Source organism: Aquimarina sp. 2-A2, assembly GCF_045505135.1.
GTDB classification, from domain to species: domain Bacteria; phylum Bacteroidota; class Bacteroidia; order Flavobacteriales; family Flavobacteriaceae; genus Aquimarina; species Aquimarina intermedia.
Map to the genome: position 1 here is coordinate 132252 of NZ_JBJKFI010000008.1, position 22499 is coordinate 154750.

Annotated in this window: 20 protein-coding genes, 1 pseudogene and 1 riboswitch; of the genes and pseudogenes, 10 read left to right on the forward strand and 11 right to left on the reverse strand. The window is 35.4% G+C overall.

What is annotated here, in order from left to right; translation table 11 throughout:
* Nucleotides 1–15: 15 nt before the first annotated feature.
* Together ACJRPK_RS16670 and ACJRPK_RS16675 are read right to left on the reverse strand one after the other, a co-directional pair.
* The gene (locus ACJRPK_RS16670; RefSeq protein ID WP_407141544.1) at nt 16–1047 is read right to left on the reverse strand and encodes a FecCD family ABC transporter permease; all 1032 of its coding nucleotides are present in this window, start codon (nt 1045–1047) and stop codon (nt 16–18) included.
* Nucleotides 1048–2181, reverse strand: a complete 1134-nt coding sequence (locus ACJRPK_RS16675) for an ABC transporter substrate-binding protein (RefSeq protein WP_407141545.1) — start codon at nt 2179–2181, stop codon at nt 1048–1050.
* Between the two features lie 88 nt (nt 2182–2269).
* Here ACJRPK_RS16675 and ACJRPK_RS16680 point away from each other — a divergent pair, with 88 nt between their 5' ends.
* A complete protein-coding gene (locus ACJRPK_RS16680) occupies nt 2270–2923 on the forward strand; it encodes a diphthine--ammonia ligase (protein WP_407141546.1) in 654 nt (217 codons plus the stop codon).
* Here the strand turns inward: ACJRPK_RS16680 and cobC are convergent.
* From cobC to ACJRPK_RS16700, 4 genes are all read right to left on the reverse strand, one after another.
* Nucleotides 2920–3438 (reverse strand): alpha-ribazole phosphatase, encoded by a 519-nt coding sequence (gene cobC, locus ACJRPK_RS16685; RefSeq protein WP_407141547.1) that lies wholly within the window; start codon nt 3436–3438, stop codon nt 2920–2922. The genes ACJRPK_RS16680 and cobC overlap by 4 nt on opposite strands.
* A complete protein-coding gene (locus ACJRPK_RS16690) occupies nt 3423–4184 on the reverse strand; it encodes an adenosylcobinamide-GDP ribazoletransferase (RefSeq protein WP_407141548.1) in 762 nt (253 codons plus the stop codon). The genes cobC and ACJRPK_RS16690 overlap by 16 nt, the downstream gene beginning before the upstream one ends.
* A gap of 4 nt (nt 4185–4188) precedes the next feature.
* Complete coding sequence (gene cobT, locus ACJRPK_RS16695) at nt 4189–5184, reverse strand: nicotinate-nucleotide--dimethylbenzimidazole phosphoribosyltransferase (RefSeq protein ID WP_407141549.1); 996 nt, start codon at nt 5182–5184, stop codon at nt 4189–4191.
* Between the two features lie 66 nt (nt 5185–5250).
* Nucleotides 5251–5754: a bifunctional adenosylcobinamide kinase/adenosylcobinamide-phosphate guanylyltransferase gene (locus ACJRPK_RS16700; RefSeq protein WP_407141550.1), complete on the reverse strand. Its 504-nt coding sequence runs from the start codon at nt 5752–5754 to the stop codon at nt 5251–5253.
* A gap of 82 nt (nt 5755–5836) precedes the next feature.
* A riboswitch (cobalamin riboswitch) is annotated at nt 5837–6101 on the forward strand.
* 76 nt (nt 6102–6177) lie between these two features.
* On the opposite strand from ACJRPK_RS16700, the gene ACJRPK_RS16705 reads away from it, so the two are divergent.
* Nucleotides 6178–8130, forward strand: coding sequence for a TonB-dependent receptor plug domain-containing protein (locus ACJRPK_RS16705; protein WP_407141551.1), 1953 nt, complete (start codon nt 6178–6180; stop codon nt 8128–8130).
* An 85-nt stretch (nt 8131–8215) separates the two neighbouring features.
* Here the strand turns inward: ACJRPK_RS16705 and ACJRPK_RS16710 are convergent, their stop codons facing one another.
* Nucleotides 8216–9697: a S41 family peptidase gene (locus ACJRPK_RS16710; RefSeq protein ID WP_407141552.1), complete on the reverse strand. Its 1482-nt coding sequence runs from the start codon at nt 9695–9697 to the stop codon at nt 8216–8218.
* 73 nt (nt 9698–9770) lie between these two features.
* Nucleotides 9771–11156 (reverse strand): S41 family peptidase, encoded by a 1386-nt coding sequence (locus ACJRPK_RS16715; RefSeq protein WP_407141553.1) that lies wholly within the window; start codon nt 11154–11156, stop codon nt 9771–9773.
* 125 nt (nt 11157–11281) lie between these two features.
* On the opposite strand from ACJRPK_RS16715, the gene ACJRPK_RS16720 reads away from it, so the two are divergent.
* From ACJRPK_RS16720 to ACJRPK_RS16735, 4 genes are read left to right on the forward strand one after another with little or no spacing between them, the layout of a single operon-like run.
* Entirely contained in the window at nt 11282–11791 is a 510-nt protein-coding gene (locus tag ACJRPK_RS16720; protein WP_407141554.1) for an RNA polymerase sigma factor, read from the forward strand.
* Nucleotides 11778–12230 carry a hypothetical protein gene (locus tag ACJRPK_RS16725; protein ID WP_407141555.1) on the forward strand — a complete coding sequence of 151 codons (453 nt, stop codon included), beginning with the start codon at nt 11778–11780 and terminating at the stop codon, nt 12228–12230. The genes ACJRPK_RS16720 and ACJRPK_RS16725 overlap by 14 nt, the downstream gene beginning before the upstream one ends.
* A gap of 47 nt (nt 12231–12277) precedes the next feature.
* Nucleotides 12278–12814, forward strand: coding sequence for a DUF4252 domain-containing protein (locus tag ACJRPK_RS16730; protein ID WP_407141556.1), 537 nt, complete (start codon nt 12278–12280; stop codon nt 12812–12814).
* 47 nt (nt 12815–12861) lie between these two features.
* Nucleotides 12862–13392 (forward strand): DUF4252 domain-containing protein, encoded by a 531-nt coding sequence (locus tag ACJRPK_RS16735; RefSeq protein ID WP_407141557.1) that lies wholly within the window; start codon nt 12862–12864, stop codon nt 13390–13392.
* An 89-nt stretch (nt 13393–13481) separates the two neighbouring features.
* Here the strand turns inward: ACJRPK_RS16735 and purB are convergent, their stop codons facing one another.
* From purB to ACJRPK_RS16750, 3 genes are all read right to left on the reverse strand, one after another.
* Nucleotides 13482–14825, reverse strand: a complete 1344-nt coding sequence (gene purB / locus ACJRPK_RS16740) for an adenylosuccinate lyase (RefSeq protein ID WP_407141558.1) — start codon at nt 14823–14825, stop codon at nt 13482–13484.
* A gap of 99 nt (nt 14826–14924) precedes the next feature.
* Nucleotides 14925–15464 (reverse strand): adenylosuccinate lyase, encoded by a 540-nt coding sequence (locus tag ACJRPK_RS16745; protein ID WP_407141559.1) that lies wholly within the window; start codon nt 15462–15464, stop codon nt 14925–14927.
* An 11-nt stretch (nt 15465–15475) separates the two neighbouring features.
* A complete protein-coding gene (locus ACJRPK_RS16750; RefSeq protein ID WP_407141560.1) occupies nt 15476–16183 on the reverse strand; it encodes an SIR2 family NAD-dependent protein deacylase in 708 nt (235 codons plus the stop codon).
* A gap of 900 nt (nt 16184–17083) precedes the next feature.
* On the opposite strand from ACJRPK_RS16750, the gene ACJRPK_RS16755 reads away from it, so the two are divergent.
* From ACJRPK_RS16755 to ACJRPK_RS16770, 4 genes and pseudogenes are all read left to right on the forward strand, one after another.
* A complete protein-coding gene (locus ACJRPK_RS16755) occupies nt 17084–17245 on the forward strand; it encodes a hypothetical protein (protein ID WP_170251881.1) in 162 nt (53 codons plus the stop codon).
* A 182-nt stretch (nt 17246–17427) separates the two neighbouring features.
* Nucleotides 17428–19467, forward strand: coding sequence for a tetratricopeptide repeat protein (locus tag ACJRPK_RS16760; RefSeq protein WP_407141561.1), 2040 nt, complete (start codon nt 17428–17430; stop codon nt 19465–19467).
* Nucleotides 19468–19552: 85 nt separating this feature from the next.
* On the forward strand, nt 19553–20227 hold the full coding sequence (locus ACJRPK_RS16765; RefSeq protein WP_407141562.1) for a response regulator: 675 nt from the start codon (nt 19553–19555) through the stop codon (nt 20225–20227).
* 389 nt (nt 20228–20616) lie between these two features.
* Nucleotides 20617–22499: pseudogene (locus ACJRPK_RS16770) on the forward strand (hypothetical protein); the annotation flags it as partial.

Here is a 22499-nt window from a genome sequence, read left to right on the forward strand (position 1 = left end):
TAAGTATCTAAAGTGTTAAAATAGCATTTTTCGTTTACGTACTAAAAGCCAAATTACTACCGGAGCTCCAATTAAAGAGGTAATTGCGTTTATAGGTAGTGTAAAGTCACTCGCCGGGACTTGAGCAATTGTATCACAAATTAGCATAATTATACTGCCAAAAAGAATAACCGCCGGTAACAATATTTTATGATCTGAAGTGTGAAATAGTTGTCTCGTCAAATGTGGAACTGCTAACCCAACAAAAGCAATAGGCCCGGCAAAAGCAGTAATGCTACCGGCTAACAAGCTGGTTGCAATTAAAATCAAAATTCGACTCTTTTTAATACTTAGACCGAGACTTTTAGCATAGTTTTCACCCAGCAGGAGCGTGTTTAATGGTTTAATTGCTGCAAAGGCTAATAACAAACCGATCAGTGTAATCGATGATAAAATAAGCAAATCGTTCCAGGTAAGATTGCCCAAGCTGCCAAATCCCCAAAAAATAAACTGCTGCAACTGCTCTGCGGGTGCAAAGTATGATAATACACTGACAATAGCTGTTGTTATGCTTCCAAACATCAAACCGATAATCAAAATAGCCATTGTATCCCGGATTCTTACTGACACGATCATCACTGCTATTAGTACTAAAATACTTCCTAAACTTGCGGCGATAACTAAACTCCATTTTGATATTAAAACTACAGAGAGTACAGAACCTGCAAACGATCCTCCTAATAATAATAAAGCGACACCCAAACTTGCTCCAGAACTAATACCAAGAACAAAGGGACCTGCCAGAGGATTGCGAAATAGCGTTTGCATTAATAAACCGGATACGCCTAAGCCACTGCCTACTAAGATAGCAGTAATAGCTTTGGGCAAACGGTAGGCAATAATGATATGACGCCAGGATTCCTTATCAACCGTTGCGCCGACTAAACTACGCAGAGTATCTAGCCAGGGAATAAAAACAGAACCCAAGCTAATATTTATGATAAAGCAAATCAACAAGAGTATGCCGATACCTATAAATACATTACGATATGATCTATTTGGGGTCAATTAATTTAGGTTTTTAAAAAAGTAAAGTTCGTAATTAGGTAGCACTTCCGCATGAGTGATTTTAATAATATCTTTTAAAATTAAATCGGGTCGCATTGGACCAAGTTCATAATATAAAAGCCCACCTTTTTCACCAACTTTTAAGGTCGAAGAATATACGTTTTTATTTTTAAAAGCATCAAAAAGCTGATAACGATTATTCTTTTGATACAGTTCATCCATAGTTTTTGAACTTCCTGATCCGATCCAGAAATCTGCATTTTGCCCTTTTTCCAAAACACTTTCAAAATTTAACGCAATACTACCAGTCATTTTTTCATCTGCCCATAAATAAGAGGTGTTTGCATCTTTTAAAAACTTAGCTACATAGCTGTCTCCACCGGGGACATGCCAAGTGTCCTTAAACATACTTCCGGCAAGTATAGTTGGTGAGGTTGCTGCTTTTTTTGCACTTTCTACCGCATTGTTGTATGCCTTTTCAATCTCACCAAAAATAGTTCTGGCCTTTTGTTCTTCTCCATAAAAAGCTGCAACAAATTTAATCCATTCTGCTCGGCCCAAAGGATGTTTTTCCATCCAGGACCCGTTCATTACGGTAGGAATACCTGTTTTTTGGATAAGATCATACGCTTTTGTATTTCCGGTGGCAGAGAACCCTATCACAACATCCGGAGCAAGCTCCAAAACTAATTCTGTGTTTATAGAACGTTCATTGCCTAATTCTTTTATATTACCATTGCTTATAAGCTTTCTTGTTTTTTCTGAAGTGATATAATCCGTATTGGGGAAACCAACTAAGGTCTGTTCTTTTTCCAATAACTCAAGCATAGGTATGTCTGTGGTTGATGTCACAACCACATGTTGCACAGGAATTTTAATAAAAGTAATGTTAGGACTGTATTTAGGTTTTTTGGCTTCTGTGGTGTAAAGGATATAGGTTAACTCCTGTTGTGCATCCGGCCAAGGATTATTTAATTTAATTTCTTTATATCCGTCATATGTCTTGATTGAGAACCCCGTAGCATAGGTCACGGTTTGATTCATTAATTCAATGTCCTGATCATTGGATAATGCAGCGTTTTTCTCTTTACAAGATAAAACTACCAAGAGGATGATGCTTAATACAAATCTCATTGTGTTTAATTTTACGGGTCAAACTTCGAACATTTTTTGTTAAATTTCATAGTAAATGCTGTTAATTTGTCTTTTTAAAAATAGAGATATGTCCTTTTTATGTTCCTGGAGTGGAGGAAAAGATAGCTGTTATGCGTATTATTTGGCAATAAAACAAGGTTTGGAACCTAAAGCATTGCTTAATGTTCTCAATGAGCATGGGGATCGTTCTCGTTCTCATGGAATCCCTAAAAATATTCTTACCGCTCAAGCACAAGCCTTAGACGTTCCGATCCACTTTTTTGAAGCAACATGGGCAGCTTATGAGGCGTCTTTTGTAAAAAATCTGGTGATGTTAAAAGATCAATATGGATTATCTGCCGCAGTTTATGGGGATATCGATATTGAAAGCCATCGTGCCTGGGAGGAAAAGGTGAGTGCCGAAGCTGGTTTGGAGGCAAAATTACCGTTATGGAAAGGTTCTCGAAGGGATTTAGTAGAACAAATGTTAGATACGGGTATTGAAGCGATGATAGTTTCTTGCAATAATACACTTGGCAAAGAATTTTTAGGAAGAACGCTGGATAAAAATTTGATTCAGGAATTAGAAGCTTTACAAATTGATGTTTGCGGAGAAAACGGAGAATATCATACCTTAGTACTCAATGCTCCCATGTTTAAACAACGTCTGCAGGTTAGTGTGGTGGGAGTTGAAAAATCTTCCAATTATAATTTTGCTTCCCTTATTTTAGATGCACATTAAATTTTAATAACATCACCGTAATTTATTTTTATTGAAAACGAATCTTTGAGCGCTATTTGCTGCAGACTGGACAGAATTGCTCGCATGGGCCCTGCATGCGTAATTATGATTGCTTTCTGATGGGAGGTTGAATATAATTCATCAAAAAAAGAGCGGACACGATTAGATAAATCAATATAGGATTCACCTCCTGGTACCTTTACGTTCACAAAATCTTGCATCCATGGATCAAGTTCATCTTTTGGGATTACATCCCATTTTAAATTCTCCCAATTTCCGAAATTGAGTTCCATGAGACGTGGATCTATTTTAAAGTTGGCATTGATTTTTTTTGCAAGTTTAGTGCAACGTTGCAAAGGGCTACTATATATTGTAAATTCCTCTGTCGACGGAAGCTCTAAAAGAATTCGTTCTGCTTCCTCTTCAAATGTAGATGCAATATCTAAATCTGTGTGTCCATAGCATACGCCTTTGTCAACTTTTGGGGTAGTATGACGAATTAAATAAATTTCCATAACACCAGAACACTTAAATAGAATACGACTTCACTTAATTGTTGTACAGCACCCGCACAATCACCGGTTTGTCCACCAATCCATTTCTTAAATTTAGCAGCCAAAAACATTTTTGAGAGATACATTGGAAGGATAACTGTAAAAATCCATAGTTGATTAAAAAACAGTAAAGGTAGTATCCCGAAAACGGCACTTATCAACAACATATTTGCTGACATACTTTTTGCAGCTGGTTTTGCCTTGCTATCATCTGTATCCCGAACATACGGATGGGTAAAAATTAGTGTGGTAGCTATAAATCTACTTAAACTGTGACCAGCGATAAGCAGTAACGGAATCTGATCGGAGGGAAGTTCTCTCAACGCGCTAAACTTGATTGCTAATATCAAGAGAATCCCGATAGTCCCATACGTACCCAGACGGGAATCCTTCATGATCAATAGAATTTTTTCTTTGGTCCAGCCTCCGCCAAAGCCATCGCAGACATCAGCAAAACCATCTTCATGAAAAGCTCCTGTAGCATAGATAGTAGAAAACATTGATATTAGTAAAGCAATCTCTGTGGAAAATAAAAAAGAAGCCCCAATAAATACAATGGCTCCAATAGCACCCACCAGAATACCGACTAAGGAAAAATAGCGTGAACTTTTTTTCAAATAATCAGGATGATGATCGACCCATTTTGGACATGGAATCCGAGTGAAAAACATCACGGCGGTAAGAAAAATATGGAGTTGGGTTTTCATAAAATTATTGAACTGAGGTTACACTTGCTTCTTCAAAACTAGCCATGGTGTTTAGAAAATTCACTGCCGATACAAGAAGAGGATAGGCGACAGCACTACCCGTTCCTTCACCAAGTCTAAGCTGTAGCGACAGCAATGGTTTCTGATCTAAGAATGCTAACATTTTTGAATGCCCTTGCTCTCCCGAAGTGTGGGCGAATACACAATAATCAACTACATCCTTATGTATTGCATGTGCTATTAAAAGCGCTGAGGTTACTATAAACCCATCGATTAGAATAGTCATTTTTAGTTCTGCTGCCTTCAGGATAGCGCCGGTGATCATGGCAATTTCAAAACCACCAAAAGTAGCTAGGGCATCTATAGGGGATTGAGGTGCATGCTTTTTAAATACTTCAGTAAGAATATTTTGTTTTTGGGTGATTCTTTCCTTTGACAGTCCGGTACCTGCTCCTACACATTCAGCGATTGGAAGTTTTGTAGTATAAGCCATCAATAAGGCCGCCGAGGAGGTGTTACCAATTCCCATTTCACCAAATCCAACCACATTACACCCATCATTGTATATCTTAGTAACAATTTCAGCTCCCTTCTGTATTGCTTTTTTGCATTCAGTTATAGTCATTGCAGGAACGTGTTGATAATTCTGCGTCCCGTAATTTATTTTTGCATGGATAAGATCCGGATGTTGTTCGAATTTATGATTTACGCCGGCATCTATTATTTTTAATGCCATATCATGTTGTTTGCAAAAAACATTGATTGCAGCACCACCATTAAGAAAATTGAGTACCATTTGCGAAGTTACTTCCTGTGGATAGGGGTTTACTTGATTTTCTTTTGCAATACCATGATCTCCGGCAAACACCAATATGGTTGGTTTTTTCAATGTTGGTTGATCCGTTTGCTGTATCATTCCTATTCGATACGCTAAGCTTTCTAACATGCCTAAAGCACCGATCGGTTTAGTTTTTCCGTCAATCTTGTTTCGGAGTTTCATACTCAATTCTTTAGTATGATTGGTTTTAATAGAAAACATCATGGAGTCGAATTCTTTTTCTTTAGATTATTTTATTGTTACAGGAATACCAGATACCATTAGAATAGCTTGATCTGCATGCTTTGCAATATGTTGATTCATCCAACCTTGTAATTCTGTGAATTTTCTTCCTATTTCTGTGGATGCGTGTACGCCCATTCCGATTTCGTTAGAGATGATTATAACATTGGCATCAATTTTTAAAATTTTATTAAATTCAGCTTTCGCTAATTGAAGAGATTCTTCGATATCGTTTTTTGTGTCCACAAAATAATTAGTCAGCCATAACGTGACACAATCTATAACGACCGTGGTTTTGGGGAGGATAACATTGGATAATTCTTTTTCTTCCTCGATAGAAGTCCAACGGTGATCTCTGTCTGCGATATGTCGATTGATTCGTTGCTGATGTTGTTTATCCCAAATGCGTGAAGTTGCTAAGTAGCATGGATTAGGGTGCAAGGTTACCGCTAAATTTTGAGCGTAGCTACTCTTTCCTGATCGTTCTCCGCCTGTTATGTAATAGATCATTTTACAAGATTTTGAAAAGCGAAGGTACTAGTATTATCAATTTATAAAGGAATCAGTTCTTGTTTTTTAAAGAAATAGTTTTACTTTCGCCCAGAATTTTGGTTCGAAGGCACAACGTATAGTGTCCAAGATTAAAAGGGAATTAGGTGACTGTACAGTTTAAAAACTCATAGAAATCCTAAGCTGTTCCCGCAACTGTAAGCTTAGCTATCATCGTATGGATGATAGTGTTTATTGTCAAATCTGCTAAAACCACTGCTTCATTTTGAGAATTGATCTCAATACTAAGCGGGAAGGTAGACAATAAGACGCAAGCCAGGAGACCTGCCATGTTCACGAGTATCAAACTTTCGGGATAAAGGTTTGGGTATGGGGAAACTACATACTTTTTTCCGGTTTTTAATAAACTAAGTTTTTATAGTAATGAACAAAAAAACTATGCTTGGGACTGCACTTTGTATTTGGGCGGCTCAACTAATTACCAGTCAGGAAACAACATCACAACAACCTATTAATGAATTAGAAGAAGTTGTTGTTTCAGATTCAAAATTTGATTTAAAGAGAGAACAAAGCGGTAAGGTAATTACTAAGATTACTGCGCAGGAACTAGAAAAAAGTCAGGGGCAATCTGTAGCAACCGTTCTTAATCGAGTTGCCGGAATCTATATGAACGGTTCTAATAATGCGGCAGGAGAAGTTATTAATACCTATGTACGAGGAGGACGGAACCGTCAAGTTGTTATTCGTATCAATGGTGTAACGGTTAATGATCCCTCAAAAATAAATGGAGAATTTGATTTACGGTTGTTGTCTGTTAATCAAATAGAGAGTATTGAAGTTTTAAAAGGATCGTCGAGTACGCTTTATGGATCAGGGGCGGCCACTGCAGTAATTAATATTACTTTAAAAAAAGAGAGCAAAGACAAAATTGCTGCAAATTTTGAGTCGAGTATTGGCTCAAATCAGTCACAGGAAGACCAAGATTACGACATTCAGGAATTTGTGAATTCGGCTTCTGTAAATGGAACTTTGGGTAAGTTTTCTTATCTCGCGAGTTTTGGCAATCAATATGCCGATGGGTTGTCAGCGGCAGAGTCCCCGGATGACTCTTCAGAAACGTTTGAAAAGGATTTTTTCAATAAGTACAATGTGTATACTAAAGCCGGTTATAAAGTTAATGATCGCTTTAAGTTTCATTTTTTCGGTGCTATGGACTTTTTTGACAGTAGTTATGATGACGGTGCTCGTGCAGATGGCAATAATAATGCGTCCAATGAACAATTACGAGCCGGTAGTTACTGGGAATATAAGTATGCTAAAGGTAGTTTCATCTTTACAGATAGCTATGCTTTGTTGGATAGAGATTTTGAAACGGATACCTATGCTTCAAGATCAGAAAGTAGATTATATACTTTTGATGCTTATAATAAATATCGCTTTAAAGATTCATTCTATACGATACTGGGGGTCAATGGGGCGTATAGTGATTACAATGGATACAGTGCATTTGGTCGAGATTTACCTTTAAACAGGGATATCGATGACAATCAAGCAGATTTTGATATTGTGGATCCTTATTTTAATATTGTCTACACTTCAAAAATAGGATTAAATATCAACGCCGGAGCTCGTGTAAATATTCATAGTGAGTATGGTACACATTTGGTATATTCTATGAATCCATCATATACCTATGAGTTTGGAGAAAATTATATAAAAGGATTAGCCTCTTATAGTACTGCTTATATAACTCCGTCACTTTATCAATTATACGCACCACTGTATGGTAATTTAGACTTGGAGCCTGAAGAGAATACTACGATAGAAGGAGGTTTAGAACTCTCTTTGAATAAAAAGACGCGAATAAGTACGGTGTATTTTAGAAGAGACGAGAAAAATTTTGTGGATTTTGTAGATCTTGGCAGTTTTGTATACCAATACCAAAATGTGGAAGAGGATTTCACTACTTCAGGAATAGAGGTAGAAATGAGTATACAACTGTTAGACGATAAATTGCAGCTCTCTGGAAACTTTACATATACTAAGATAGATGAAGAGTTATCTCAAATCCGCATTCCTGAGATAATGTTTAACGTAACTACGGGTTATCAATTAAATAAGACAACCTTTGCGTCTTTATCGTACCGTTATAATGATGAACGGGAAGATAGTTTTTATAACGCAACTACCTTTGAAGTAGAGGATGTAACTTTAGAAGGTTTTGGGTTGCTTGATTTTTATATCAATCATAAGCTTTTATCCAACATGAATGTATTTGCGAGTGTTTCTAATATAACCAATGAAGATTTTCAAGAATCTTTTGGATACAGCACCCGTGGTAGAAATGCTAAAATTGGATTTAGTTTGAGTTTTTAAATAGCCAACGAATCAAATACATTACACCAAAAAAAGCCTTCTATCTATATAGAAGGCTTTGGTTTTTATGGATATATGATTTTAGTTATCGAATGAAATCAACTTTATCATGATCAATATACATACGTTGGTAGGTAGGATTAAACATGTTGCTTTCTCCCAAAATTTCCATTTCTTCGATAAAACCATTTTTGCGTTTTGCATTTGGATCTGCCGGGAGCACACCATTGACAATATACTCTAAAGCAGCATTTAAGAATGGTTCAGTAGGTTCTCCTAAAATCCCAAGATTACTTATTTTTTCTTTGAAATTAACATCTGGAGCTAAACCATTCACATAATCGGTTTTGCCGACTTTATTAGCCGATTTTAAGACTAACGGCTGAATTGCATAGGTATGTTCTGTACTAGCTCCTTCTCTTCCAAAATTATCTGAATCATAGAGTGTGATAGAAGCTTGAAATTTACCGGTAGTAGTATCTCCGATTTTCTTTGTTTCAATATATGGATCTAGACCATTGATTACCAATTCACTTGCCGATGCACTACGATCTGTAGTCAATATGTAAACTCTCGATAAGTTCAATGAATTTATTGGAGCTCCCGTTCGAATCGTATCTCTAAAACGATTGATTAATCGCTCAGGATCCTGAGCATTAAATGCAGCTTGTAATTCTTTATTCCAGATTTCTTTAGAAAAAATATCTCCGGTGAATTGTCCTGTGATCATCGCAGATAAATCGATCGCTGTTCTTACAGAACCACCTCCATTATATCTCAAATCCAATATAAGATCATTGATTCCGGCAGCTTTTAGATCTCCAAACGCAGTATTCAATTGCGCGTCAAAATCTCCAACAAAACTATTATACATAACGTATCCGATCTTTTGACCTTGATATTCGATCACTTTACTAATATATACAGGATTTTCTGTATATTCTGATTGCGTTAAACTAATTTCTTGATTGCGTGAAGTTACATTCCCATTGCTATCTACGGATGCTAAACCAATGGTATAGGTGGTTAGACCAAATAGCGTATTAAAATCGGACGATCTAGTTAACTTCTCGCCGTTAATAGTGTTAAAAATATCGCCTCTGACTACGCCCTTAGCTTCAGCATCGGTACCGGGAAGCACATAGCGTACAAACCCGATCACATCATCCGAACCTTGGCTTACTAACGCTAAGGAAAAATCCATTCCGTTACTTTTAGATACACCGCTAAATGATTGTTCAAGTTGTACATAATTATCAGTAAGAAAGCTAAATCGATCTTGCTGTGATTGTAAATTTGCATAAAGCTCTTCCGGTGAAGTAAAAGTTGCCAGAAATTTATTAAGCTCGGTAGTATTAGCAAATGCATCGTTTGCTAATTTAGGAACATCCTCTTTATACAGATATACTTGGTTCATGCCGTTCCATATGAACTGATCCAGGCCTTGATCCTTATTGGTAACATCAGACGTAGGTTGTTGATTATTTTGTGTAATAGTATCATCGGTTGAACATGCAACTATGGCAGCTAAACTTATTACACTAAGTGATAACTTTAAAATATTCATGCTATTTGTTAATTTTTTGCTAAAAATACGATATTATTTTAATTGTCGAGTAGATATTGAATCTTTAACGTTGTTAATCTTTATACATTCTATGATAGGTCGGGGAGGTCATCTTACTTTCGCCGACAGTTTTTAGGTAGGTATTTTGATAAGAAATTTTTGCTCCCTGAATATCATTTAAAGCGGTTTGTAACAAACGTTCATTGGGATCTCCTAACGTACCAAGGTTGGAATAATCTTCGGTCACCTCAATGTCGGGAGAAAATCCTTGAAAGTAATCTGTAAAACCTACAGAATTAACAGATTTTAAGACCAACGGTTGTATCGCATAGGTATGATTAGGACTGGCTCCTTGTCTTGAAAAATTTTCAGAATCATAGAGTGTGATAGAGGCTTGAAATTTACCTCGCGTAGTTGTGCCAATCGTTCGTACGCTAATGTATGGATCGAGTCCGTTAATTACTAACTCGCTTGCCGAGGCAGAACTACGTGTAGTTAGTACATATACTTTAGAAAGATTTAGTGAATTTATTGGTGCCCCGGTTCTGATTGTGGTATCAAACAAGTTAGTACTTCCAAAATCCGCTTGTCTATCCTCATTCCACTCCTCTGTAGTGAAAACCTCTCCGTTAAATTGACCAGTTATCATACTGGATAAGTCAATGGCAGTAGTTACGGATCCGCCTCCATTGTATCGTAAATCTAAAACTAGTTCGGTAACTCCATCTGTCTTAAACTTTGCGAAAGCTTCATTAAGCTGGGTATCAAAATCACCAGTAAATCCGTTGTACAAGAGGTAGCCTACTTTTGTTCCGTTGTAATCCATAGTTTTAACGATGTGCACAGGGTTTTCTGTGTATTGAATTTTAACTAGCGTAGTAGATTTTCCCGTAGGTGTAATGGTAGTTCCATCAAAATTTGCCAGTCCAATAGTGTAACTATCTAAATTTATTAGTTCCCTGAAATTAGATACCGTCAGTTGTGTTCCATTAATTGTGTTAAATATATCTCCGCGTTTTATACCTTTACTCTCGGCATCGGTTCCCGGTAACACATAACGAACATAACCGAAAACATTCGTATCGCTGTTAGGGTATAGTTTTAAACCAAACTCCATTCCGTTGTTCATGGTGATACCGTCAAAAGCTTGCTCCAGAGCAATATAATCGTCAACCAAAAAACTGAATTCATCAACAGGAGCGCGAAGTGATTCAAAAAGAAGTTCCGGAGTTGCAAAACCCTCTAGATAGGTATTGTATTGATCATTTGAAGTAAAAAAAGAATTGCCTAATTCGGGAATTTCAGATTTGTAGAGATAAAAGGTGTTCATACCTTTCCAAATAAAATCATTTATGCTTGTCACAGAAGCATCCTGAATCTCATCATCTTGATCCTTAAAACACGAGTGAAAGAGCAAAGCCACGGTAATAATTGGTAGTATAAATTTTAATACTTTCATAAATACGATTATTAATATGCTTTAAAAGTAAGCGTTTATTATTATTTTCAAAAAGATTGTAATAAATTAGATAGTTAGTCGTCTCCCTAGTATAAAGCTGACAACTTTATAATCACCAACCAATCATGAAAGAAGAAGTTTTTTTAAAATTAACAAATAGTTTTAGCGATAAGCTTTATCGTGTTGCAAAGCGATTGTTAATTAGTAACGAAGAGGCCGAAGATGCCCTTCAGGAAGTGTTATTGAAATTATGGAAGCGAAAAAAAACAATTGTAAAATATAAAAGTCCGGAAGCTTTAGCAATAACCATGACAAAAAATTATTGTTACGATAAGCTAAAGGCTAAATCATCTGGAAATGTTAAAATTGAACATGCTAATTATACCGATGAACACACATCTTTGCAGCATCAGATTGAGGCAAAGAATAGTATGGAGTGGGTTCATAAGATCATCAATACTTTGCCTGAACAGCAACGATTGGTGATACAATTGAGGGATATTGAACAATTTGATACCTCAGAGGTAGCGGCGATGTTGACAATGAATGAAAATGCGGTGAGAGTTGCACTGTCTCGAGGAAGAAAGGTGCTAAGAGAAGAATTGATAAAAAAACAAAACTATGGAATTGTATAAAATTAAGGAATTACTAACCGTTTACTTTGAAGGTGAATCTACGGTTGACGATGAAAGGATTTTACGGAAGTATTTTTCTGGCAACGATGTGGCAGCAGAATTGGAACAGTATAAGAGATTGTTTGCATATTTTGAGTATGCTCAAAAGGATACGCCTGTTGTAAAGGATAATCTCGAAACTAATACAAAGGTAGAACCCTTACGTTTGCGGTATGCCGGTTTAGCAATAGCGGCTTCCATAGCATTATTGGCAGGAATCTTTATTTTTAATCCGGAGACGACAAATCAAAATGATTTGGGCACCTATGAGGATCCTCAAATTGCATTACAAAAAACTAAAGAAGTACTTCAGTTAGTTTCAAAATACATGAATGAGGGAACAGATGACTTAGTGTACTTAAACGAAATTGAAAAAACTAAAGAGAAATTTATAAAATAATAAGAGAAGTAGAATTTAATAATAAACAAATTTATAATACAATAAATATGAAGAAGTTAGCCCTTTTAATAGCAGTAGTGATGATTACATCAATCTCAAATGCTCAAAGCAATTTTGATAAATATGAGAATATGAAAGAAGTGTCCTCTATGGTCATGACAAGTAAAATGTTTAAACTGCTTAGTAAAATAGACTTTGAGAGCAGTGATCAAGAGACACAGCAATATATAAATCTGGTAGAAAATATTAAAAACATTAAGGTGTTTGCAACCGAGAATCAGTCTATTGGTAAAAAAATGAAAGCAGACGTTAATGCATACCTCAAAACTGCAACCTTAGATGAATTGATGCGTGTAAACAGTGATGGTAAGAACATCAAGTTTTACTCAAAACCCGGAAAAGATGAAAATTATGTGAGTGAGCTATTTATGTTCTTAGAAGGAGGAACAGAGAAAGACGGTCCTGGAACTGTAATTCTCACAATTACCGGTAATATAGATCTTAGACAAGTCTCAAAACTTGCTGATGATTTAAACATACCTGGAGGAAAAGAATTAAAAAATGTAGAAAAAAAGAATAAGTAGTTTTCTAAGTAACAGAGCCATTCATAATCAATCAAAAAACAACAGAAATGAAAAGTATCATAAATACAATACTGGTAGCGTTGCTTCTAGTTGGATGTCAGAATTCACAATCACTTCAGACTTATTTTGTAGATCATCAAGAGGATTCAGATTTTATATCAGTGGATATTCCTGCAAGTTTACTTAACTCCAAAGAGATTGAGCTGGGAGCAGAAGAGCAGGAAGCTTTGCGTAGTATAAAAAAAGTTAATGTACTAGCATTACCTTATAAAGAAGGGACTGAGGCTAAATACGAAACAGAAAAGCAAACCATACTGAGCATTTTAAAATCGGAGCAATATGAAACTTTGATGCGATTCGGTTCTGATGGAGCTACGGTAGAGCTAAAATATGTCGGGGATGAGGATAGGATCGATGAGGTGGTAATTTTTGCCAGCGATCAAAAGAAAGGCCTGGCAATTGTTCGCGTACTTGGAGATGATATTAAGCCTGAAAAAATCGCAAAATTGGTAAAATCTGTTGAAAGCGGTAAGATGGACATGGCTGGCTTAAATGCAATAGCTAAATTCTTGAAATAATTTTCTATACAAGTTTATTAGATTTTTATTAAAAATAAAGTGCGACATTAAATGGATGTCGCACTTTTTTATATCAATGAATGGATATACTATATTCCTGTATAATTAGATGGTGTAATTTGTTTTAATTCATCCTTAATTTCAATGGATACCTCCAAAGTATCGATAAAATTATGAATGGACTTTTGATTGATTGTGTCATTCGTACGAGTCAGACCTTTCAAAGCTTCATAAGGATTTGGATAGCCTTCTCTTCTCAAAATAGTCTGTATAGCTTCGGCAACCACAGCCCAATTAGCTTCAAGATCTTTAGCAAATTTTTCTTCGTTTAATAAAAGCTTATTTAAACCTTTAATGGTTGCCTGAAAGGCAATAAGCGTATGTCCAAAGGGAACACCGATATTCCGCAAAACAGTGCTATCCGTTAAGTCTCGTTGTAATCGACTAACAGGTAACTTAGCGGATAAATGTTCGAATAGCGCATTAGCAATCCCAATATTACCTTCACTGTTTTCAAAATCAATAGGATTTACCTTATGTGGCATCGCTGACGATCCTACTTCGCCTTTTTTTATTTTTTGTTTGAAGTAATCCATAGAAACATAGGTCCAAACATCTCTATCTAAATCCAAAATGATAGTGTTGATACGTTTCAAACCATCAAAAAGTGCAGCTACGTGATCGTAATGTTCAATTTGAGTAGTAGGGAAGGAGTGATGCAAACCCAAAGTATCCTGAACAAACCGTGTTCCGAATTTTTTCCAGTCTATAGAAGGATATGCCACCTTATGAGCATTATAATTTCCTGTTGCACCACCGAACTTAGCAGCACTTGGAATATCTTTAAGAAGGTCAAATTGTGCCTCAAGACGAGTGACATAGACTTGTAATTCTTTTCCTAACCGAGTAGGAGAAGCAGGTTGTCCGTGTGTTCGTGCTAGCATGGGTATATCCTCCCATTCGTTCACTAATTTTTTCAGCGCTTCGACTAACTCCGTATACTGTGGAATGTAAACCGAATTCATAACCTCTTTAATACTTAACGGGATAGCCGTGTTGTTGATATCCTGAGAAGTAAGACCAAAATGAATAAATTCTTTGTATTGCTGTAAACCTAACAGATCAAATTTATCCTTGATAAAATATTCGACCGCCTTAACATCATGGTTTGTCACTTTTTCTATCTCCTTAATGGCTAAGGCATCCTCGGTAGAGAAATCGGTATACACCGCTCTTAATTTTGAATATAAGTTTTTGTCAACTGATTGAAGTTGTGGTAGCGGTTGTTCACATAGCGCAATAAAATATTCTATTTCTACTAAGACGCGGTATTTAATTAAAGCTTCTTCACTGAAATAGGAACTTAAGGCTTTCGTTTTTGAAGCATATCGTCCATCGATGGGTGAGATAGCTTTTAAGGCTGAGATTGACATAGTTGTTGTTGTGTTGATTTTTTTTTTGAAAAACGCAAAGATAAATGAATATCCTTGTAGAACACAACTTTAGCTTAAAGAAAACCAGAATAAAAGAACTTATAAACGTCGTAGTATCTCACGGGCTCTAGCTTTGTATGCAGCAGTTTGATAAACATAATTATTCTCAAGAATGATTTTTAATTCTGGGTGTATCCACTTAAATTCGGTGCCTAAGTGCAGTAAACACGTCATACTATACGCTTTTGGGGCAACTCTCTGATCTGTAATCAGCCAATCAAAACAAATGGATGTAATGGCTTTGCGGTTGTCAAGAGAGAGCGTATGTATATTGTTATTCTTGTAATGTTCAACAATAAGATACTCACAAATTTTGGCAGCAGGCCTTACCCCTGAATCTAAATGAATTTTTGGTAGTAACTTTATAAAGCGGTCCAAGTGAGGCAGTAGGTTTTGAATAGATTCTCTACACATAAATTCGAGAGCCCATAGTGCCTTGTAAGAGACAGTAGAATTAATTTTTTCGGCGACATCCATAACTTCTGCTACTGAAATGGTCTCTGTTCTTAGTAGTAAACAGAATTTTTCACGTTTTTGCTTAGAGTGATCTAACAGCTCTAATTCGCTATATAAATCCATTATTAAACGTTTTATTTAAATTTTAAGGTTGCATTAATTATGCCGTTTTTTATAAGTGAATCAACCAAGTCAGGAACCGCTAAGGTGGCTTTTTTAGGGATTATTTTAATGTTTTTGTGCGAACTGTATTGGGGATTAGGGTCAATATAGAAAATCTCTGTTGTTGTTGCATATTCAATCAAACTAGCTGCTGGGTAGACCTGCATAGAAGTACCGATTATACATACTACATCAGCTTTTCTGGTTATTTCAATAGCTTTGTCAAATAGAGGAACATCTTCACCAAACCAGACGATATGCGGACGCAGCTGTGATTTGTGCTCACAAAGATCACCCAGATTTAAATCATTTTTCCAATCAAAAATCAGGTTCTCATCAAACTGACTGCGAACTTTTAATAACTCGCCATGAAGATGAAGCACCTCAGAACTCCCTGCGCGTTCATGCAGATCATCTACATTTTGCGTAATGATGGATACATTGTAGAAATCCTCTAACGTAACCAAAGTAGCATGAGCTTTATTAGGGTTCACCTTCAATAATTGTTTTCTTCGCTGATTATAAAAATCCAAAACGGTAGTAGGGCTATTTCTCCAGCCGATAGGAGAAGCGACCTCCATAATATCGTGCCCTTCCCAAAGACCATTACTATCTCTAAAAGTTTTCAAACCACTTTCAGCACTCATACCAGCGCCAGATAGAATAACTATATTTTTCATGCCTTTTAGGATTTAATTTTATATCGAAAGATAAATTATATTTAATAGATTTTAATTATAGGTCGGGGGTATTTGATTAATTTATATCTATTAAATATTTTTTTTGAGTACGTTTTATGTTCTTAAAACGCGTTTTTTTATGAAACGATATAACTAGTACGCTTGAGGATTAATAAGGGCAGTAATACGTCTTATTTTAATTCTTTTGAGAATTGGTGTAGTTTTAAATATACTGTAGCTTAAAGCATCACTTTTTAAAGTAATTAATATGTGGTTATACCTCAAAGGTTTTTGCGCTATATCCTTTATATTGTGTTCCATATAAGGTAAAATTCAATAGTCTATGTTCATGGTAAATCAATAAATTTTCATATATAATTATAGATATAGATCGGAATATAGTAGCATATGTCTCAAACGTAAATAATAGTATACGTGTTATGGAAAATTCAGTAATTCGCTATTTTGAGAAATGTATGTACTTTTTTAAAAATTGAATTACACTTAAACTGAATATAGACTTTGGAAAGTATATGTAAGTAAGCATCGAAACGATTAAAATTGCAGGTTTTCGAAGCGTGTGTATAGTATACTATATAAGCGTAATGTTTTGTTTTTATATAATATCGGGGAATTTTCTAATTGTCAAATAAAATTTTAGATGTATTTTGAAAACGGCAATGAACCGTTTTAACATGGTAACTAGTTAATTGTGAACCTTTATATTTGGTTAGTTGAAAGAAACGTTGTACATTTGAGAAGTTAAATTGAAAAACAGGGGTCAATGATAGTCGTTCTTCAACATAGATAATAATAAATAAAAATAAGTGATCTGAATTATATATGTATTATTTTATATATATAAGTAGTATGATAAAAATTAATTAAACCAATTTAAGTATGAAAGCTGTTAAAACTATTTTTGCGTTGTTAGTATTAGCTACTGTATTTGTAGCTTGTGAATCAGAGAATGTAAACGACGAAATCGGTCTGGATGTGAATGAAATTCTTGCTACTGAAGATGCAGGAGGTGAGATTCTACCGCCTACCGATGAAGAGTAAAGAAATCAAAATTTTATAAGAAAGCAACGATATGATCGTTGCTTTTTTTTTGCTTTTTTTCAGAATTATTAGCTTGTTTTATATGGGATACTTGATTTAATTCTAATAAAAATTGATAAAATACAGATTAACCTCTTTTAATTTAAAATCTATTTATTAATTTAACCCTTTAAGAAATTTTTATGATTTTAAAATTACCGGTTAGGTTTATTCTTTTGGTTTTCGCTGTAATAGTTTCGTGTTCTAAAACTAAAGACGATTATGACAATCTGAACGATGCTTCAAAGGCAGAACTCATGACGACAAAATATTTGAAGAATGCAAATAATAGAGATCTTACGGCCGATGAACGTTTAGCGAGTGCAAATAGTGCTTCTTATTGGAATTCAAAATTAATTGATGATACTCAAAAGCGACGTAATTTTACTAGAATAGGATTGACATATTATTATTTAGGAGAATACGACAATTTTAAACTAGAGAATTTAAAGGGGTTAAAATTATCTAAAGAGCTCAAAGATTCGGTAGGCATCGCAAAGTCCTACGTTAACATTGGGTCTTTTTACAACTATCGAGACCAATTAGATAGTTCATTTTATTACTTCTACAATGCGGTAAAAATTTACAATTCTTTAGAAAATCCCAATAGCACAAATCACGGTACAACGTTATTTAATCTTGCGATTGTTCAAAAAAACTTTAAAGATTATGTGGGAGCTGAAGCAAGTATTATTCGTGCAATTGATCATTTTAAGACTGTTGATAACCCTTTGTACTTATATTCATGCTATAATAATTTAGGTATAATTTCAAAAGAACAAGGTCGTTATGAAGATGCAATTCAGAATTATCAGAATGCATTGACGTATGCCAGAAAGATGGATAATGGTAAGTTTAGAGAAATTCAGGCACTGAATAATATTGGAGTGGTATTCAAAAATCAAAAACTCTATGATAAGGCAATTGACTACTATATGCAAGCCTATTCCTATGACAAGATATTGGACGAAAAGCCAAAGACCAAAGCGTTATTAATCGACAATATAGCGTATGCAAAGTTTTTGTCTGGTAAAAATGAAGGAGTTTTATCTTCCTTATTAAAATCTAAAAAAATTCGAGATAGTATTGATGATAAACCAGGTTTAATTACCAATAATCTTCATTTAGCAGAGTATTTTTCCTCATTAGACCAAGATAGTAGTTCGGTTAAATATGCGCTGGTAGCAAAAAAACTTGCCAAGGACATTGGATACAATAAGGAGTTGCTTAATTCCTTAAACTTATTAAGTAAAATTGAGGTGCCATCAGATGCTTTGTATTATGCGCACGAGTACATAAAGTTAAACGATAGTTTGCAGCATCAAGAGCGAATCAGTAATGATAAATTTGCCAGAGTTAAATTTGAAACGGACGAAATTGTAGAGAAAAACGAACAAATAAGTAGGGAAAATGAAATTCTTATTATAACCGTAGTCGGTTTATCAGCTCTTTTTCTCTTAGTGTATATAATTTTTAGGCAACGTCAAAGTAATAATGAATTGTTGTTTTCTCAAAAACAACAAGAGTCCAATCAAGAAATTTACCGATTGCTCTTAACTCAACAAGTCAAGTTAGAAGAAGGACGGCAACTGGAGCAACAAAGAATGTCCGAAGAGTTGCATGATGGAGTTCTGGGCAGGTTGTTCGGAGTGCGTTTGAGTTTGGATGGTATAAACCAGCGAGTTAACGATGGTTTTACAGAACATAGGACTAAATATATAGACGAATTAAAATCGATAGAGCGGGAAATTAGATTGATTTCCCATGATTTGGGAACTGAAACGTTTTCACCCGATGTTGCCTATGTTGATGTGATCGAAAGCTTAATTAGTGACCAATGTGCAATTCACGAAATTGACTTCACACTCTCGAATGACGAGAATATTGATTGGGAAGATATAGATGACTTTAAAAAAGTGAATATTTATAGAATTATACAGGAATCCCTTCAAAATATTTTTAAGCATGCGAATGCTGAAAAAATTGAAGTAAGTTTTAAAAACTTAGAAAATTCTATTAAATTAGTTGTTTCTGATAATGGCGTAGGCTTTAAATATGCTAAAGTGAAAAAGGGAATTGGATTAAAGAATATAAATTCCAGAGTCAAGCAAATGTATGGGGAGGTCAAATTTTTAAGTCCGAAAAATTCAGGAACAAAAATCATAGTTGATATTCCAGTGTAGAAATAAAAAAAAATCATATCTTAGTTAAGAAAATTAATCAGAATTTTCTTTCACGAACAAAAGAAATTAACCACAATTACTACTAATGAAGAAGAAGCTTAAAGTTCTTATGATTGATGATCATCCTATGATCATAGAAGGCTATAAAAACACGCTCTTGGGCGAGAACCAAAAGGAATATGCTATCACAATTGATATTGCTTCAAATTGTGATGATGCATATGAACTCATTGTAGAGTCTTCTAAATCATCAGCGCCTTATGATATGCTTTTTGTAGATATTAAATTACCACCTTCGACAGATGGGACTATTACCTCTGGAGAGGATTTAGCAAAACATGCAAAAAAACTACTTCCCAAGTCAAAGGTTATAATTCTTACTATGCACCGCGAAGATCATCGTATACATAATATTTTAAAAAATATAAACCCATCAGGCTTTTTAATAAAAAGCGATTTAACATCCAGTGAGTTACTGTTGGCTTTTAATAATATTGTGAGTGGTACCCCTTATTATAGTGCTACAGTGAATAATCACTTTAGAAAAATGATGAATAATAATTTTTCACTTGATGAGAAAAATTTAAAAATTCTATATCACCTCTCCCGAGGTGTTAAAACCAAAAATCTCCCCAACTACGTAAGTTTATCGCTTAGTGCGATAGAGAAACGAAAAAATCAGATTAAAGAAATGTTTTCAATAGCCAAAGCTGATGATCAAAAATTATTAGAAGAAGCTAGAAAACGAGGTTTTATATAATTTTTCGATGGCTCGTACTTGCCCTATCTCTATTTGAAGTTAAAAAGCCTGTGTTAAAATTTTGTTATGGATCTTGAAAAGTGGTAGCTTGCATTGCGTTTAAGACGTTATTTGTATATACCTATTAGAGTTTTATATTTACCCGTATTGATGTATTCGTTATTGACTCGTATAGGTATACTGTGTTAAGAATAATTACGCTCAAATGTCGGTTGTATTTTGTTTTTTTTAATAAGAGCAAAAATTCATTAGTATGCGTTTCATCGAAGAAAGAGGTTTTGTGTCCGAATGGATGTTAATATTTTCTTTCCCTTTTATGAACTTTAAGGACATTTTGTAATCTTTACACCTTGTGATTGAACAAAAATTTTTACTCATAACCATTGCCTATGAAAATCTTTACTTATAGTTGTAAGAAATTAAATCTTCTTTTCTTTTTAATTATAGCTTTTACCTCACATACGACCATTGCTCAAAATTTTGAGAATGTGTCAATTACAGGAGGTCCTGCGCAAGGAGACCAATCCTCTAATGCATTGTTTACTGCGACCTCTCCTACGGTACCTTCATTAACTTTTGTGCGAGTGGAGAAAATTGCCGGTGTAGGTAATAATGGAATCGCTTACTATGTAGCTGGTAGAGACAACTTTTTTTATAGAAACCCTCCAGGTAGTGGTACAAATGCGCCTTCCCGTATTCGTGTTACCTTTTTACAGGCAGATGGGATTACACCTATTCCTTTAAACGATTTTCGTTTTGTGATTAATGATATTGATGGGATTTCCGGATCCGTGGGTACACCTCCAGAAAACGAAGCAGTAGGGGTGGATTGTAGTGATAATGTGCGTTTTACCGCAACTGACATTCCAACAAATATTGATATCGATACAACGCCTCCTCAATTATTGTCGTCAGGTACAGAAGCCGAAGCTAATGGACCGGAAAGTAATTTAATGTTTGAATTTAACGACATTGCTTCGATTGAGTTCGATATTTATGCTAATGAAAACTTTTTAAAAGAATTTGATCTTAATGAAAATCAATTTTCTATAGGAACAGTTTTATATTCCGTGTGCACCGGAGATACTGATGGTGATGGTGTTTTTGATAATTTCGATTTGGATGATGATAATGATGGGATTCTTGATGTGGTAGAGGCTGGTGGTAATGATCCTAATGGGGATGCTGATGGCGATGGATTGCCTAATTACTTAGATGTTTTAGATAATTCAGGAGATGGGGTGGCAACCTATAATGCTAATGCCGATGGTTCCACTACCGATTATACCGATGCCAATAGTGATGGACAACCAGATGTATACGAAGCAAGTCAGGACGGAGATTCCCTGCCAAACCACTTAGATTTAGATTCTGATGGCGACGGAATCCCTGATAACGTAGAGGCACAAAGTACTGCAACATATGATGCTCCAAACGGCACTGTAGATGGAAATGGAGTATTTACAAATTATTCCGGAGGTCTCACACCGATTAATATAGACGGCGATGCTTTTCCTGATTATTTAGATTTAGATGCCGATGAGGATACGATTTCAGATACCTTTGAAGCTGGTATTACATTAGCCAACAGTGATACCGACAACGATGGTTTAGACGATGCAATTGATCAAACAGGAAATTATTCTGATCCTAATGGCTCAATTGATAATCCCAGTGCACTACCAAACACAGGTGGGGGTGCCGAAGTTGATTTTAGAGATCCCGTAGATCTGGATAATGATACGATTGCAGATAATGTTGACTTAGATGATGATGGAGATGGTATATATGACTTGCAGGAATATGTAGCTACCTTAGATCCTTTTGGTGATGAAGATGGGGATGGATTACCCAATGTAAAAGATACGTTTGATAATAATGGACCTAACGGTGATGGGACCAATACAGTATATACGGATGCTAATAATGATGGCACACCGGATGCGTATGATTTTGACAATGACAGTATTCCTAATCATCTCGACCAAGATAGTGACAACGACGGTATTCCAGATAATGTGGAGGCTCAAACAACCGCAGGATACCTTGCACCGAATGGTGTCGATGCCAATAACGATGGTGTTGACGATAACTACGCAGGCGGACTTACCCCTGTGAACAGTGATGGAGCAGACACTGTAGATTACTTAGACTTAGATTCAGACAACGACAGTATAGTAGATGCTATCGAAGGTTTTGATACAAATAATGATGGCGTAGCTGATATAGTTCCGGCAGGAACCGATACAGACAATGATGGGTTGGATGACAA